This is a genomic window from Candidatus Omnitrophota bacterium, assembly GCA_013791745.1.
Taxonomy (GTDB): domain Bacteria; phylum CG03; class CG03; order CG03; family CG03; genus CG03.
The window spans coordinates 1-17,106 of record VMTH01000062.1; the positions used below are offsets into that span (position 1 = coordinate 1).

At 48.0% G+C, this 17,106-nt stretch carries 11 protein-coding genes and 1 riboswitch; of the genes, 2 read left to right on the plus strand and 9 right to left on the minus strand.

The window, feature by feature from the left end; genetic code table 11:
* The 3 genes from FP827_02895 to corA all read right to left on the minus strand — a co-directional run.
* The coding region (locus FP827_02895; protein MBA3052025.1) for a hypothetical protein at positions 1-246 on the minus strand (246 nt) is incomplete at its 3' end.
* Between the two features lie 114 nt (positions 247-360).
* A riboswitch (cyclic di-GMP riboswitch) is annotated at positions 361-456 on the minus strand.
* Between the two features lie 249 nt (positions 457-705).
* Complete coding sequence (locus tag FP827_02900) at positions 706-981, minus strand: hypothetical protein (GenBank protein ID MBA3052026.1); 276 nt, start codon at positions 979-981, stop codon at positions 706-708.
* A gap of 45 nt (positions 982-1,026) precedes the next feature.
* Positions 1,027-2,091, minus strand: a complete 1,065-nt coding sequence (gene corA, locus FP827_02905) for a magnesium/cobalt transporter CorA (GenBank protein ID MBA3052027.1) — start codon at positions 2,089-2,091, stop codon at positions 1,027-1,029.
* Between the two features lie 315 nt (positions 2,092-2,406).
* Between corA and FP827_02910 the strand changes: the two genes are divergently transcribed.
* Together FP827_02910 and FP827_02915 are read left to right on the plus strand one after the other, a co-directional pair.
* On the plus strand, positions 2,407-5,553 hold the full coding sequence (locus FP827_02910; protein ID MBA3052028.1) for an efflux RND transporter permease subunit: 3,147 nt from the start codon (positions 2,407-2,409) through the stop codon (positions 5,551-5,553).
* Position 5,554: 1 nt separating this feature from the next.
* Positions 5,555-6,952: a TolC family protein gene (locus FP827_02915; protein ID MBA3052029.1), complete on the plus strand. Its 1,398-nt coding sequence runs from the start codon at positions 5,555-5,557 to the stop codon at positions 6,950-6,952.
* Positions 6,953-6,957: 5 nt separating this feature from the next.
* Here FP827_02915 and FP827_02920 read toward each other — a convergent pair whose 3' ends face one another.
* The 6 genes from FP827_02920 to FP827_02945 form a co-directional block, all read right to left on the minus strand.
* Positions 6,958-7,305, minus strand: coding sequence for a DUF86 domain-containing protein (locus FP827_02920; protein MBA3052030.1), 348 nt, complete (start codon positions 7,303-7,305; stop codon positions 6,958-6,960).
* Complete coding sequence (locus FP827_02925; protein MBA3052031.1) at positions 7,298-7,612, minus strand: nucleotidyltransferase; 315 nt, start codon at positions 7,610-7,612, stop codon at positions 7,298-7,300. Before FP827_02925 ends, FP827_02920 begins: the two co-directional genes overlap by 8 nt.
* A gap of 70 nt (positions 7,613-7,682) precedes the next feature.
* Positions 7,683-9,797 (minus strand): U32 family peptidase, encoded by a 2,115-nt coding sequence (locus FP827_02930; protein MBA3052032.1) that lies wholly within the window; start codon positions 9,795-9,797, stop codon positions 7,683-7,685.
* The gene (locus FP827_02935) at positions 9,797-12,082 is read right to left on the minus strand and encodes a tetratricopeptide repeat protein (protein ID MBA3052033.1); all 2,286 of its coding nucleotides are present in this window, start codon (positions 12,080-12,082) and stop codon (positions 9,797-9,799) included. Before FP827_02935 ends, FP827_02930 begins: the two co-directional genes overlap by 1 nt.
* Entirely contained in the window at positions 12,067-14,811 is a 2,745-nt protein-coding gene (locus FP827_02940) for a PorV/PorQ family protein (protein ID MBA3052034.1), read from the minus strand. The genes FP827_02935 and FP827_02940 overlap by 16 nt, the downstream gene beginning before the upstream one ends.
* Positions 14,808-17,106 (minus strand): hypothetical protein (locus tag FP827_02945; GenBank protein ID MBA3052035.1); only part of this gene is annotated, 2,299 nt, incomplete at its 5' end. The genes FP827_02940 and FP827_02945, both read right to left, overlap by 4 nt.

The following is a 17,106-nucleotide window of genomic DNA, read 5'->3' on the forward strand; positions in this document are numbered from 1 at the left end:
AACTGCAGATACCCGCTCATTAATTTCCGGGTTATCTAAGACCTTAACAGCATTATTCGAATGAACACATCCGGATATGATAGAAGCACCTGATATTTCTATAACATCATTAGCTACTAGAACATATTCTTTTAGATTTATATCTCTTGCATGAAACTCAGGAACAAAGAAGGTTGCTAATAGAAAGCACAACGCTGCCAACTTTAACACAGGATGTGTTAAAAGAGAATTGTTTTTATTTTCCATAACTTTTACCTCCAAATAAAAAACCGGGCTACCAAAAATACATAGAATTTAATTCTACTATCTTCGGTAGCCCGGCTAGCGGGTCAGTCAGGTTTGACTTAAGGTAAGTTTATCTTCGGCATCCTGGCTGGCTTGCCCTGCAGATATACTGCAGGGGGTAGCCCCGTGGCTTTGCGTCCCCGCCTTTCAGCGGGTTTGCCTTTATCGGATAAAACCCAATTTACCCTACAGTATGAATATAATGCGAAAAACCTTTACTGTCAACTGCAAAATTAAAAGCTGAAATGTTTCTATGAGTTGTTGAAAACCGTAACAATAATCTGAATTATGCACTACTACCATTCTTACAACTATCCGGTTAATTTTCGGAGAAAAATATTTTTCCTGATTATTTTTGCAGCATTCTCCAAGTTAACGGGTTAATAAACGTAATTTTATTAAGGACGTCCCCTTTTCTTGTCAGTCGCGCTTTTCCCAAAAATCCTCGGCTTCCGTTTCCATGTTCTCAAGCCGCGTATAATAATCGGGGAACTCATTGAGATGCGCCAGCGCTATTTTCCCAGTCACCACGGGATCGTCCCCGGTTACATTTGTGGAAGGATCTGTCGTTCCGTGTTCAAGTTCAACATCCATTCCCATGCGGAACTGCTCAACATCGAATTTGTCCCATTTCAGGCCCAGCTTTTCTCCGATCGTTTTCGCATCTTCTGAACTAAAGTGTTTTTTACCGCTCATAAGTTTCCTCCATTATTGCACCCAGGGCACAGCGCCGCGTGTTGTTCACAGCCATTTTTTTCTCCTGAAAAAAATGAGCAGTCCGAAACCTACCGCGGCCATCAGGCCCAAAGCGTAAAAATAACCCCAGCGCCATTTCAGTTCCGGTATGAATTCAAAGTTCATGCCGTAGATACCCGCCAGAAAGGTCAGGGGGATGAATATGGCGGCGAATATCGTCAGCACCTTCATTATCTCATTCATCCTGTTGCTCACGCTGGAAAGATAGATATCCAGTGTCCCCGAAAGCATATCGCGTAAAGTTTCAACGGTGTCTATGACCTGTATTGTGTGGTCGTAGAGGTCGCGCAAAAATATCACCGTGCTCTTTTTAATGAGTTTGGACTCGCCGCGTTCAAGGCTGCCGGCGACTTCGCGCAGGGGCCAGACGGACTTTCTCAGGAATATTATGCCGCGTTTCAGATCATGGATCTTCCGGAGGGTTTGCGGCGACGGGTTGGCGAGCAGTTTCTCTTCCATCTCCTCGATCTGTTCGCCCGTGTTTTCCAGAATGGAAAAATAATTGTCCACGACCGCGTCCAGAAGGCTGTAGGCGAGATAATCCGGCCCCGCCCTTCTTATCCTTCCCTTGTTCTGCCGTATCCGTTCCCGTATGGCGTCGAACACATCTCCCTTTTTCTCCTGAAAGGAGATGACAAAATTAGCGCCGAGTACCAAGCTCACCTGTTCGGAGACTATGCCCTTTCCGGAAGCGTCGAGCATGAGCATTTTCAGGACCACGAAGATATAAGAGTCAAAATCCTCATACTTCGGGCGCTGGGCGGTGTTGACGATATCCTCAAGCGTCAGAGAATGAATGCCGAAGTGGCCGCCGAGCTTTTCAATAAGACGCGTGTCGCGGAGGCCGTTGATATTTATCCAGCTGACCGTAGGCGTCTCTTTGAGCGGGAACAATTCCTCAACATCGGAGATTTCCTTCTCACTGAGCGCCTTATCGTCATAATCAATGAGGGATACACTCACCGCTCCTTCCTTTTTTTCTCCCACATAGATCATTTCGCCGGGGATATGCCCGGCTGTCTTTGATATCCTTTTGATAAATCCTGCCATTTACGCCCTCCTCAGCCCTTACGGGCATCGTTCATTATAACATAGAACGAAGAAAAACGGAAAAATGGAGAAAAATGGAAAAATTGGAGAAATGGAGAAATGGGGACGTCCTTAATAAAACTGATAAAAAACGGCAGTGCTCTTTAAAAAATACCCGAACCGTCCCCATTTTCCTTTAAGGCGACTATATGCCGTAAGTTAATAAGTTAATGAACGTCCCCTTTCCCATTTTCCTTTTTATCTTAATTTTGTAACTTATGGGCTCCGCGGAGCGTCTAATAAATCTACGGAAGGCCTGTTATTAGGAGAATATAATTGTTAGAAAAAATCGTAGCTTATTTCGTTGACCGGCATCTGCTGACCAACCTGGTATTCGTCGTTGTCTTTATCGGCGGCATCTTCGCGTGGAAGAACACGAGCAAAGAGGAGATGCCGAATGTCACATTTGATTTCGTCCGCATAAGCGCGCGCTATCCCGGAGCGACCGCCGAAGAGGTGGAGCATTTCGTCACAAAACCCATAGAAGAAAAAGTCCGCGGGATCGACGGCGTTTACAGGGTCACGAGCAATTCCGGCAACGGCACCTCCAGTGTCTCGGTGGAACTGGAACAAAACCTGCCCAACCGCGACGAAGTCATAATGGATGTGAGGAATGCCGTCTCGGACGCGAAACTGCCTGATGATGTCACGGAAGACCCCAATGTCAGGGTGTTCAAAACCAGCCAGATGGCCATTATCGATGTGGTATTGATAGACAAAAAAATTCATCTCCACACGGTCGCGTCCCGGCGGAATCTGCAGGCCTACGCCCACGCCCTTGAAAACCAGCTGCTCAACCTTTCCGAGGTAAACAGCATTGACAGGACCAATTATCTTCGGGAAGAAATACGCATAATGACCGACCCCGCGAAACTGATCAAATTCAATATCCCCTTCAACACAGCCATGAGCGAAGTCAGAGCGAACCATGTCCGCCAGCCCGCGGGCACGATAGACATAAAGAGCGAACCCAGCGTCACTCTGGTTTCGGAACTGGATACCATAGAGAAACTCAACGGCCTCATCATACAGGGGGGCTTTGAGGGACAGGTCGTGAAACTGGGACAGGTCGCCGACGTGGCGATGACCTATAAGACCGACAAATCAATTTTCAAGGCCAACGGCCACGAAGCCGTGATGCTCCGGGTCGTTAAATCCGGCTCATACGGCATACTGGAAGCGATTGACGCCGTGCAAAAACAGGTTGAGAGATACCGCCGGAACAATCTCAAGGGCACGGACATCGAGGTGGCGCTGCTCGACGATGAATCGGTGGATCTGAAAAACCGCCTTTATCTAATAGCGGCGAACGGCTCACTCGGCTTCACGCTGATACTCATACTGCTTTTTGTTTTTCTGAATTTCAAATCCGGCGTGTGGGTGGCGCTGGGCATACCCTTCACCATCTTCTTTACGATGATATGCATCTGGACGCTGGGCTACACGATAAACAACATCACGCTCGCAGGCGTTATCATCGTCATGGGAATGATAGTGGACGACGCCATAGTGGTATCGGAGAACATCTCACGCCTTCAGGCAGGCGGCATGCCCGCGCGGGACGCCGCATGCAAAGGCACTGCCGCGGTCTTTTTTCCCGTCGTGGCCAGCGTACTGACCACCTGCGTGGCCTTCCTCCCGCTCTACTTTTTTCAGGGTAGATTCGTCCAGATGCTCAAGTACATTCCCGCTATCATCTTCTGTATGCTCGGGGCGAGCCTCCTGGAATCGCTGATAATACTGCCGGGCCACATGCGTTTTGAGTTCCCGAAATTTAAAACTCGCCGCGGAAAATCCGGCGATATTCCCCCTGCGGCCCCTAATAACGGGCACTGGTTTGACAGGATAGAAGGCAGATACGGCCGCTTGCTGGAAAAAGTCCTTCCCTACAAATGGCTGGTCTTCCTCTCATTCATCATCCTTTTCGTCTTTTCGGGATACATCGTAAAAACAAAAATGAAGTTCGTAATGTTTCCGAACGAGGAGACGAGGGACATCACAATAAGCGGCAGCGCCGGGGAAAAGGCCGGCCGCTACGATACGGCGGAAAAGACAAAGCAGATAGAGAACATACTATCCGGATATCTGGGAAAAGAGGTGATAGGTTTCAGGACGCGCATTGCCAGCAGCCACCGCGGAAGAGCCGTGGAAGAAGACAAGTTCCGCGTGAACGCCGAGATATTATCCAAGGACAAGCGGAAAAAATCCGCCGACGATCTGATGGATGAATGGAAAGAAAAGATAATGAAGATAGAGGGACTTAGGGACATGCGGTTCTCAAAAAGCCGCTGGGGCTCCGACAGCGGCAGCCCCATGGAGCTGGCCGTTATGGTGAACAACGACGGGATAAGAGACAGTGTCGCCGAGAAAATGGCGGAGGCCATGAGAAAGCACCCGGCGCTCCTGAATGTGGAGATATCCCGGCCGCTGACCAATCCCGAATACAAAATAAGCCTGAAGAGAGAAAAGATAAGGCGGCTCTCTATCACACCCGCCGATGTGTCATCCACGCTGCGCGCGGCCATAGAGGGGATCATCATATATAACCTGCCGGCGGACGACGAGGAAATAGATGTGCGTTTCACGACGATAGACAGCGTGAAGAACGACATTGAAAAAATACTGGGCATACCCGTTGAAAACCGGGGCAACTACCTTGTGCCGATGAGGGACATCGTGGATGTCGTCGAAACCCTCTCGCCCAACTCCATAGAAAGAAAGGACGGCAAACGGATAACGAAAGTGTACGCGGACATAAAGCCGGGCAGCAAACTGACGCCTGTTGAGATAGCCGGGTTTTTTGAGGAAAACGACTTCCCTCAGATCTTATCCGAATACCCGTCGGCGAGGCTGATCTTTGAGGGCGAGGTGCAGGACACCCGCGAGTCAAAGGGCGAGCTGAAATACGCTGTCATAACCGTTATATTCCTCATCTATGTCGTGCTGATACTGCTTTTTGATTCGCTCGTGAAACCGCTTATAATAATGCTGTCCATACCTTTCGGGGTGGTGGGCGTCATACTCGCCTTCTGGCTCCACGGCAAGACGATGTTCGGTTTCTTCGCCGCCATAGGCGCCATAGGCCTGGCGGGCGTCGTCGTGAACGATTCAATACTGATGCTCGTCAAACTGACAGAAAATTACGATGACAGGAAGCGGAAGGCTGATTCAAACTTTCAGATAGCGGATATAGGCAAGACAAGGCTGCGCGCCGTTATGCTGACGACGCTCACGACCGTGGCGGGGATCATACCTACGGCCTACGGCTTCGCCGGCTACGACGCGATGCTCGCGGAGATGATGCTGGCGATAGCGTGGGGGCTGATGTTTGCCACGCTCATAACGCTGCTGCTCATACCCTGCAGCTTCGCGCTGCTCCAGGATACCCGTTTCCTTCTGCACCCGGAGGCGATAAAGGAATAATATGAAAAAAATCATCAAACTCTTATTCGCGGCTGCCGTGATACAGGGCGGCATCGTTTACGCTGACACAAAAAACCGCGTCGTCGGCATAGATGAATTCATTAAGACGGCCGTCTCAAAAGACACGAGCTTTGAGGAGATACTGATAGACGAGATGACACTGCAATATAAAAAAGACCTCGGCCTGCCGGCACGCGACATCGTGCTGTCGGTGAAAAGCCAGTACGAGTTCTTCCTGGACCATGACGAATCCGGCCCCGCGGCGACAATAGGGCTGAGCAAACTTTTCCCGTTCTCGGGCACGGATGTCAGCGCCCAGTACAAGACAGTGCCGTCGGCGACCCCCGGCGCGGACAGCTCGGCCGTCACCCTGCTCATCTCCCAGCCGGTCGCGAAAAACGCTTTCGGAAAAGCGACGCGCCTTCAGGATAAAATAATAGGCGCGGAAATAGATGTGATCAGGCATCAGGTGGCGGAGGCATACGAAGACTATCTGGCGAGGATAATAACGGCCTATTTCAACTGGTATCTGGCCTACGAGAACCTGAAGATAGGCGAATCGTCATACAGGCAGAATCTTGAGCTTTTAGATAACATCAGGAAGCGCCGAAAGAATAACATCGCCCTTCCCATAGATGTCAATAAAATAAACATACAGGTGCTGGTGAAAAAAGAGAACCTGCTGAAACTTCGGGAGAAATACGACGCGGCGCTCACCTTTATAAAACAGGCCTTGCGGCACGACGAAAATGAGAGCCTCGTGCCGGCCGATCCCATGGCCTACGACGACAGAAAAATATCATTTGAGGAAGATTACAGGGATTTCACGCAAAACAGCCGCACATACAGCATACTGACTCTGCTGGAAGATAAAAGTTCACTGCAGGTGGCCAGAGACGCCAACGCCCTGCTGCCGTCAACAAACCTTCTTCTGGGTTATGAGACCGCCGGTAACGGCACGGGGATAAACAACGCGGAAGACGAAGTCTTCGCCGGCATTTCGCTGACATGGCCCTTCCCTGATCAGACCAACAGCGCCGCGCTGGAGCTGTCAAAGATAAATGAGAAAAAGACGCGCTTATCCGGCGCCAACAAATATATCCAGCTCCGCACGGACCTGAAGACACTGATCCTTCAGATAGAAACCGGGCGCGAGCTGATAGCGATAGCCGATGAAAAAATAAAGCTCGCCAAGTCCATCCTGAAAGACGAGACGGAGAACTATTCTTACGGCAAAGTGTCATTGAACGATTTTATTGAGGCGTCAAACCGCGTGGACGAGAACAGATTCAGCAAAATACTCCGCTCCGTCGAGCTCAAGTCGCTCATGACAGAGTGGTTCAGATTGACCGACCGCCTGATCTCGGAAAAAGACATCAAGAGTTACAAAAAGAAGTAATTCGCCTATTTTTCCAATTCCTTAATAAGCGTTCTTATCTGTTTTTTTAATTCGGGAACCTTCTTTTTGGCGACATCCCACACGATGTCAATATTTACCCCAAAATAAAAATGAATGATTTTATCTCTCATCCCCGCGATGTTTTTCCAGGCGACATCGGGTTCAGCTTTTCTTAAATCATTTGATATGTTTTTGACGGCTTCGCCAAGAATTCCGATATTATAAATCACGGCATCCTGACTTTTTTTATCCTTGATAAATTTCTTGTAACTTGACTTTTTGACATAATCCGAGATACTATTCAAAGCATTTTCCATGTCATACAAATATTCTAAATTGCCGCGTTTATGCATAGATCAAATTTCTTTTGATATCCTCTGCCACTTTTTTCACTCGGATATTCTTCACCCCTTCCGAAGTCAGCACATCCACTTTTCTATCAAATAATTTTTCCAGATAGTCGATCAAACCTATCAAATTATCAAAACTCGGTTTGTTGAATTCAACGACAAAGTCAATATCGCTGCTGACTTTCTGCCTGTTTTGAACAAATGAACCGAAAAGACCGATTTTTTTAACGGTGTATTTCTTTAAAACTTCCCTGTTTTCCTTGAGTTCTCTGATCACTTTTTTCTGTGTAAGATTTTTTTTCATATTCATCTTCGCTCCAATCGTTTGATGTTACAACATTTACTGAAATTTTACCATAAGAGCGCTGGTAAAACCGCGATTATTTGACGCCGCTCTTGAAATTGAATCGCACTGAGCCGGGAACACTCTCTCCGGTGTCGTAGGAATCAAATATAGTTTTAAGAAGTTTCCGGTCAGGCGGGATATAGCTCAGGTCAATGCCGAAATTGCTTATGCCCAGATCGTGCAGTTTTCTCCTTGAAGAAAAAAGGCAGACAGGTTTCGCGGCGATCAGCAGTGTGAGTTTGGATTCGGAAACGGGATAAAAAGAGTTCTCGTCCTTTGATTTTTTATCGCCCCTGTCGTTCTCCATCAGGAGATCGCCGCCGATGTATCCGGGCGTGAGTATCCTCGACCGCGCCACAGGCGGATGGCCGTAGAGATATATGAGCATGCGCGCGGCGTCCACGGGTCCGGTCAGGTCCCTGATATTCAGAAAATCGTCCTCCCATGAGATGTTGAAAGAGTTTATGCCTCTGTCGTCGAGAAAAGCCGCGGCGTAGGCGTTCCAGGCGTAGAGGAACTGGCCCGCGGAAAGAGAACACCCTTTTTCTTTGAAAAATCCTATGTGGGAGATATTGTTCAGCGTCCAGTTCTTCACGCCGGCGCTTATCAATTTTTCCAGATGATTTCTGAAGAGCTGTATTTCCCTCTGCCCTATAAAAGGCGGCAGTTCCATCACCGTCTCATTACCCAGCCTATCTATTATATCGCCGGATTGATGTATATTTTCCTGGGTCAGCGAAAAAACAGCGCGGCTTTTTCTGCCGCCGAGTGAATCCATCCATTTGACATCGGAGAATCTCAGCCACAGCGTGTCCGCCCCGGGCGATGATTTTTTCCCGCTGTTCCATTTATTTGATATGAGCGATGTGTAGTCCTGACTCACCTGATAGGCACGGACGACTTTGCTCCTGTTTTTCAGGGCATAGTTCTTATACATGGCGTCCACTTCTTTCTCTATATCTTTCTGATCCGTGAGGGCTTCGGCTGTCCTGAAGACGGGGTCGCCTTTTGAGAAGTCATCCGCCTTATCGAGGGCAAAAGTGTATCTGTCACCGTCTAAAGTGAAATCCTTTACCTTAAAGGCCCTGGTAATGTCGCCGGCGGGATTGGAGATGCGCAGGCGGTCGCCGCGTGAAATGGTGCCAGGGGTTGACTTTCGATACTTATTTTCCGGCACGCAGTCAAAAATTTTTATTGCCACGCTGTCTTTGGTCACGGCTTCCACTTTCCCTATGCGGTTTCCGAGGCACTGCGCCTTTTCCGGCTCAAATATATTTTCGTCACGGCCAGAAAAAAGGCAGGAGGTCTTTTCGCGGGCGTAATCCGCTGAAAGAATGCCGCGCGCCTCCTCCAGCGCTTCCGGGAAATCCCCCTCGGAGGCGTCTATCAGCATACGGTAGGCCTTCACCGTCCTGTAAACATATTCAGCGCTCCTCATGCGGCCCTCTATTTTTATAGAGGCTATCTTTATTTTTTTCAATTCCCTGATATCTTCGGCGAGCTGCATATCGCGCGGCGATAAGAGATATCCCTTCCTCTTTCCCTGACGCCATATCCTCCGGCAGGGCTGCGTGCAGAGACCCCTGTTTCCGCTGTGTCCGCCTATGAAACTTGAGAAAAGGCATTGCCCCGAGAGGGAGAAACAAAGAGCGCCGTGGCAGAAGACTTCCAGCTCCGCGGGAGAGCCCTTAGCGATTATCTTCAATTCGGGATATGAGAGCTCCCGCGCGAGGATCACCCGCTTGAAACCGGCTTCCGCGAGGATGTCAACGCCCATCCTGTTGTGGACGGCAAGCTGCGTGCTGGCGTGCATCTCTATATCCTCAAAATGTTTGGATATGATCTCAGCAAGCCCCAGATCCTGTATTATGACGGCGTCTGCGCCGAGTTTCTTTATCCCCGCGACGAGTTTAACGGCGCCGTGTATCTCGGCGTGCTTGATGAGGGTGTTCATCGCCACAAAAACTTTGATGCCCTTCCCATGAGCGTAATCCATGAGCACCGCCAGATCGTAGAAAGTGATGCTCTTGGCGGACATCCGGGCGTTGAAGCCGGGAGCGCCTATGTAAACGGCGTCAGCGCCGGCCCTGACGGCGGCGGCGAGAGCGTCCTTAGACCCCGCCGGAGCTAATAATTCTATTCTGGGCATCACCTGATTTTTTCTATCAGTTCAGAAAAACGCTTATCTGATATTAAATTTTTAAACGCAGGCTCCGCGCTCACGGAATTAATGTCATTAAATCCGGAATCAATCGCGTGATCAAGAAACCGCAGGGCCAAATCAGTCTCATTTTGAAGCGCGTAAATGCACGAGAGATTATAATATGCTTGCGGTGACCCCGAAAGATGTATTGCTCTTTTATAAGCGGCTATCGCCTTTGAATAGGACGCCTGATTAGCAAAAATCAAACCCATAAGATTAAAGGTATCTCCGCACTCATAGTTGAGCGCCAAAGATTTATTAACCGGATTAAGCGCCTGCTCATATTCTCCTTTAGCCATGTAGGCGATCGCCATATTATTGAAAGCCTGATAAAACGAGGGGTTCAATTTCACAGCCCCCGTGTACATGATTATCGCACGGTCATATCGCCCCCTATTATCATAGACGATCCCGAGCTCATGATAAGCCGGAGCAGAGGGCTGTATTTCTATTGCCCTCTCAAGAGCTTCGCTCGCTTTTTGATATTCGGCAATCCGGTTGTAAATCACGCCGGTCATGAGCAGAACCCGGACGGACGGCGACCCCAGGCTGTCATAATCTTCAAGAAGATTCAGCGCTTTTACCCTTGCGCCTTTCTTAAAATACGCTGTGGCGAGATTTACCGTCACAGCATCATTAAGAGGTTCTATCATTTTTGCTTTTTGATATGAGCTTATCGCATCGTCCAGCAAATTGATATTGTAATAGCAAACTCCCAAATTGTTATAGGCGTCCGCGAATTTATTATCCCGCGCGAGCGCCTTTTTGTACATTTTAACAGCCTGGCTGTGATTGCCCTTTTTGTGCTCAAGTAAAGCCCTGTTGTATGCCTCATAGGCCTCTGTATTATTCGTATCGCGCGATTTCACGGATCTCATTTCATCCGGCGCTACTTTAATTTTCAGCAGGCGGGCAATTTGAATTGCGACGTTCTCCTCAATTTCAAAGATTTTATCCATCTCCCCTTCTTCAACGACGACACTTACAACACTGCCGTCTATAGATTTGATCACCCTGACATTGATTTTGACTCTCCCGCTGTTTTTTTGAAAAGAGCCTTCCAAAAGCACATCTTCGCCCCGCTCCACAACATGCAAGTTCGATATGCGAGTGAGTTTGTTCACGATCCCATCCGTTAAAGCCTGTTCCAGCCAGGCCAGATCAACATCTCCCGTAAGGTTAGCAAAATCGGAGATCTTTACCATCATAGGCTGTTTCTTGATATCACCCGGCTCACCGGTGGAATGAAAAGCAAAAATGTGGCGGAGCCCCTGCATTTTCTGAGCTTCGGTTTGCACAAGCTCATTAGCGGTATTCAACACCCTGTTTAACGCAAGAACCGCGATGACAAGATTTTCCTGTCCGGTGTTGCTTATTCCTGCGACAGCGCACTCCGCAAGACCCGAATCATTCGTGAGGCCTTGCCGTTCCAGAATACCGCCACCTTCCAGAAAAGCGAAATTAAGAGGCATTCCCGCTATGGCAATTTCTTTATCGCCGACCTTATATACGACTTTGATCTTCAGCGGATTCAGCAAACCCGTGCCGGCACTTCCCGTCGGATCGCAGGGATAGCCGTTCAGCTTTATTCTTTTAAGACATTTGACGGCATAACCCGCGATCTCATTCGTTAAAACATCTTCCCCGATGGTGCCCTCAAGGATTTTCAGCGCTATGGCGAAATTCTGAAAACCCTCTACAAGCGCCACGCTATCGGAATGATATCTGCCCCTCTCAAAATAATACTTTGCCCTTTTAACGTTTTCCTCATTTTCCAGCTTTATCCTCTTTCTCTCTTTCTCAATTTCATCGAGAGGGTATTTAATCAGCACGAATGTATCATAGATGTTTTTCTTAAGATTCGGGTCACAGCGTTCCGTAATATGAGTTTTGTCCACGTACGCCTTATCAATTTGAGCGCGGGATTTGGCGCTGAGCAAACTCATAAAATCGCAGGAAGCTGTTGATTTCCGCTCCGTATATTCCGATTTTATAGACACGCTGAAATACTCGGCTATGTGCCGGAACGCATCATTGACAGCCTCCCTCTTCCCCGCCTCCGGGCTAAGCGCTCCTGTTTTCACGCCGGTAAAGAACAAATAACCGTTTTCAGACGGTGTTTTAACAAACCAGTCAGGTTTTGCCTCCGGCGCGCGAAGGCCCCGCAAAGTTGCGCATGAAAACAGAAAAAATAAAAAAAATATCAATTTATTTTTCATTGGTACTCCCATCTTAAAGTGATGATAAGCTCATCGTTCTTAAACCTGCCCTTCAGCTCGGGCTGATCCCAAAAATCCGCCGGCCGCACCCTGATCTTTTCAGCGGAAAGTTTCCGGTGATCCACAAAATATTGTACCACTTCTTCGGCTCTTTGAAAAAACAAATGGACATTATCCTCAGCTGTATCGCTTCCGGCGGTGATTATATTCACCTCGCACTCGGGCAATATTTCCAGAACATCACATATCCTGTCCAGTAAAAGCAGACTGCTTTGTTTTATCTCAAGGCTCTCCGGCTCAAAATATACGGCTTTTTCAGAAGCGAAAATTATAGTTTCAACGGATTCCACAACCCTTTGTACCGACACATCCTCACGACGGGTTATTTTTTTGAGCTGCTTTGAAACCTGTAAATCATCACTTGCCGCTAAAAACACCGTATCCACACGATCCAAACGGCCGCCGGCCGAATCATCCAACATTTGCGTGTCACCCATGCCCGTCGCCTCTATAATCTCACCGCTTATATTTTCTTTTTCAATGTAATGTTCCCTTACGGCTTCCGCCTGTTCCAATGAGATTTTTTTGTTTGATTCCGCGTCACCCATATCATATCTATGCCCTATCACTCTGATTCGTTCCGGCCGGCTCTCCGTCAGGAGCTTTCCTATATTATGCAGTATTTCCCGTCCTTCGCCGCTGACAGTCACGCTCTTTCCCTTAAACCCCAAAGAACGGGCCTGAGCGAGAATCGAGACCCTCTCTATTTCTATCCCCCTCTTCACAGTAGCGCCGAATATACCGCCCAAGTTTTCCAGCTTTTGCCTTATACCATCCGCTGTTTCCAGTTCTTTTTCTATTTCAGCCAGGGTCTTGCCTTCCGTTGTCGGCATCTGCGGGATCGGCGCCTTTCGCTTATCCGCGAGAATTTTCCACGGGGGATCCTTGTGTTCCTTTACTGAGCCGACGCCGGCGGTGGCGGCTTTCGTGTCCTGTTGATATTTCACCGGCTGATAGTCACGGGATCGCCACTCATAAAATTTCTCGGCGGCGATTTTGTCCTCCATCGGGCGGGATTTCGCGAGAATTACCACCTTTTCTACTTCAATTCCCCTCTTCACAGCCGCCCCGACGATGCTTTCCATCTCCTGGTTCAGCCGCAGCCTCTCAGCGATGAGCATCCCTAACTGATTAGTTTTTATCTTTGCTGATTTATACTCACCATCAGCGAATATTTTCTTTATTTCCCCAAACCTTCTGTAAGCGTCAGGAACCTCAATATCCTGTTCATCAGCCCTGTGCTGCTCCGCATTAACATCCGCGATGGCTTTTTCAGCGCCGCTTCTATAACCCGCGTTGAGAGTTTCCCAGAATAGATCCACTTTTTCTCTCGCTAATTTATAATTATTCCACATAAAGGCTCCAAAAGCCCGCGAGCTTATGCCTCTTTCTTCCTCGACGTCAAATCCTATGTTTCTCGCTTCTATCAGTTCTTTTTCCATTTCCAATATCGCGTTTTTTAAATTCGCCGGCTGCAGGTTTTTGATAAATTGGATTTTCTCCCGTATATCTTTATATCCCTCAAGGATCTTCTCAAGTTTTTCAAATTCCACAAGAGCTTCCTCATATTTCTCTATTTGAAAAAAGTTTTCACCCTGTTTGTAGAGTTCATCCGCCTGCATATATTTCTTAGCCTCATCGACGCTCTCGGCCGCTTTTTTAAAATCGGGATGACCGTTCTGCACTTTCAGCCATTCGCTTATAGCATTTTCAAACATTCCCCTGTTAAAATAATTCCTGCCCGCATCATAATGAGACACATCTCCGAATTTCATTCTCACAGAAACAACTTGCGAATTATCAAAAATCCTGTTATTAACAACGGCGTAATCAAAGCCCATGTTCCGGGAATTGATACCGAAACCTGCCGTGAAAGTATCAAGGTCGTAACCGAATTTATATCCGGCCCTTAAAATCAGTCTTTCATGGAAAGTGTATTCCGCACCCAGATGAGTCCTGTTCTTTTCGTTTATAACACGATCCCCCATGAGAGCGAGTGTCTGCGCCTTCGATTCCAAAAGACGAAGCGCGAGCCCTGCGGTGAATTCTCTCTGGAGATCATCTTCTTCCTCAATATATTTCAGCCCTGTTCCTAAATTCCGGGCGGACAGCCCGTAACTGATACGCTTGCCGGCTGGCCGGAACAAGAAGCCCGTATCAACGGCGTAAGCCGTCGCTTTGTATTGCGAGGCTAAAGTGCTCTGAAGCAATTTTGCGTTCAAGCCCGCGGAAACATTTTTTCCCCACATTTGGGAATAACTTAAAATCAGCAAATAATCATCCCTCGATCTCACCGAGCGTGTTTCCTTTAAAGAACCGTCCGGATTTGTTAAATTCAGCAAAATAGTTTCATCAGATAATGTCGCGGCGCTCACCGCCCAGACAGAGGAACGCGGGGCAAAAGATTTAGCGAAACCTAAAAATGTGTGCCGGGTTTCAAAAAGGTTTCTGTTATATGAGGTAAAAAACTCAGAATTCGTTAAAAAAGAAAGCCCCGCGGGATTTGTCTGTATCGCTCCCAATGGATCAACGCGGCATGAGGCGGCACCGCCGCTGCCCATCGCGCCAGCTCCTAAATTCGAGTTTAAAATTTCGTTAGCCGCGCATTCCCCTGTACCGGCCAGCGCAAGATCAACGGTTAATACTGTCGCCGCGATTACTGTACATAAAACCCTGTTCATTTCACCACAATAGCCTTTAACAGCTTGCTATAAGAATCCGTTTTGATATGGATGCTATATACACCGCTTGCCACAGGATTTCCTGAAGCATTTTTACCAAACCACTCCGCTGTATGAACTCCCGACGGCATGAATTGATTATCTGTTATTTTTTTAACCAATGTCCCGTTCCCGGCATAAACCGTTATCGTCACATTAGACGCGGCGGGCAATTCGTATCGTATCGTCACCGGTTTTACTCCGGGAGGAGTCATTAAATTATCGTAGATCGTCGCCTGTTCCTTCCCGGCTTTAAAAACAACAAAGGCTGAACTTGCGGCGGCTGATCTGTGTCCGGCGGGATCGATTAGAACAACCTCAACCCGAATTTGACTCGCCAGGCGGTAATTCACCGCGATATTTCCTAACGAAACCTGCGCATCGATCAGGCCGTCCGCCCCGACGCTGAGGCCTGAAAAAGTAATACCGTCATACAGCGCCCTGCCGTTTTGATCCCGTATGAGGATTACACAAAATGTTCCCTCTTCGGCCGTGCCCGTAATGCTGATTGTATCGTTATTTTTTATCTGGGTTTCACCCTGCGGTAAATTAATACTCACTCCCGACGGAGCTTGCGGTATCCGTATAAACAATTGTTCCGCGCTCCATTCAGACCATGAATCATCAAATCCGGTGTCGTCCCTCACTCTGACTCTCCAGTAATACGTATTCCCGAAAGGCAGATCCCAGCCCGTCGGCGTCCATTCATTCTCCGAACTCAAAACCTCTCCGCTATCCATGGAATTCCCTGAAGAATATGTCCCTGTCGCGGATCTTACTCGCAGCCAGAAGGATGACTGGAAATCGCCATCCGCGTCATAAAAATCAGACCATGAAAACAGCGGATTGGGATCAGCGACAAATTCATCCTTTGGCGAGAAAATAACAGGAGTCGCCGGAGAATTAGGAGTCACATCCGGCGTCCTGAAAGAATAAACCCTATCAGCAGCCACAACTGCGGAATTAGCATCCTGCATGTCTATCTTAAAGTAATAACTTGTAACGGGGTTCAGGCGGTCTATATAGTTTACTACCACCTCGGCTGATGACGGTATAGAGACAACTGTGGTTGAAAAGACTAAATCCCCGAATTCCTGAGAGGCAGATAACGACAATGTATATGTGACAGCATCTCCGTCATAATCAAAGGCCGGATTCCAACTGAAGCATGGATTTTCTGCGCTGATACTACTGCCATCGGATGGTAATACGCTTGATGAATCGATTGCTTCCGGATAAGCGTTATAATCAATAACGACCTGATCTAAGATGGGCGTTATTCCCCTGTGCTGAGTATTCATTTCGCAAGACAATTTTATATACCGCTTGCTGATATTAGAAAACGTTGATGTCGAATATTCGCTATAAGCGATATTATCATCAGATTCCGCTAAACCGAAAGCCGACGAACATTGGGGCGTTAATCCCACGGAAGCGATAGCGTCGTAAATTATGTCGTAGGAGAGAAAACCTGTCTGCTGGATTTCATCAAAACCGGTTCCTGCATTTGCTGTTTGAAATATTACCTGAAAGGCGCTTATATCAATTTTTGTTGCGCCAAGGTCTATGGCTTTTGTAACAATTGAGCCCGCGGCGTTAAACCGGTTCAATTTCAAATCGGCCACTCCCTCTAGGAAAGGTATATACATGAGGTTGGCAGTGGGATCGGTGACATTACCCGGCGAGCGCTCGTCGTTGTCAAGATACCAGAACCCCCACGGCGTTGTTATATTCAAATAATCGCTGCCTGAAACGGCGGACGCGCCCAGATTTCCGACAAGATGACCAACCTGACCATCGGCGACATTGGCGATCCAATAGATGTTGCCCTTGGTCAAAGGGTAAAGGAGGGAATAGAAATCTATAGACCTCTCAGACCAGCCGGCGTTATTGCCTACGGCAATATCAATCCAGGGGTATTGTATGCCGCCCAAAAATTCTCCGGTGTCATCCGTCCATAACCTTACAATCGGATTTCCGCCTTCAGCCCCGGCAAAACGCGCAAATCCGCTGATATAACAGTTTTCAAGAACTGTAAATTCATAACCCAACTGCGCCGTAGGTTGCGGGGGACTAACCACAGGCATGGTCGGATAAGAGCTCATAAGTATTGTTTGCTCAACGCCGCCGCTAAGGCACAAATAGCCCTCATCATGATTCCATGTCAAAGATGAACAGCCCGCGTCATAATATGACTCTTTATCTCCCTGATCAAAAGTGAGAACAAAAGTTGAAGCGGACAAGCTTCCGAGGGAA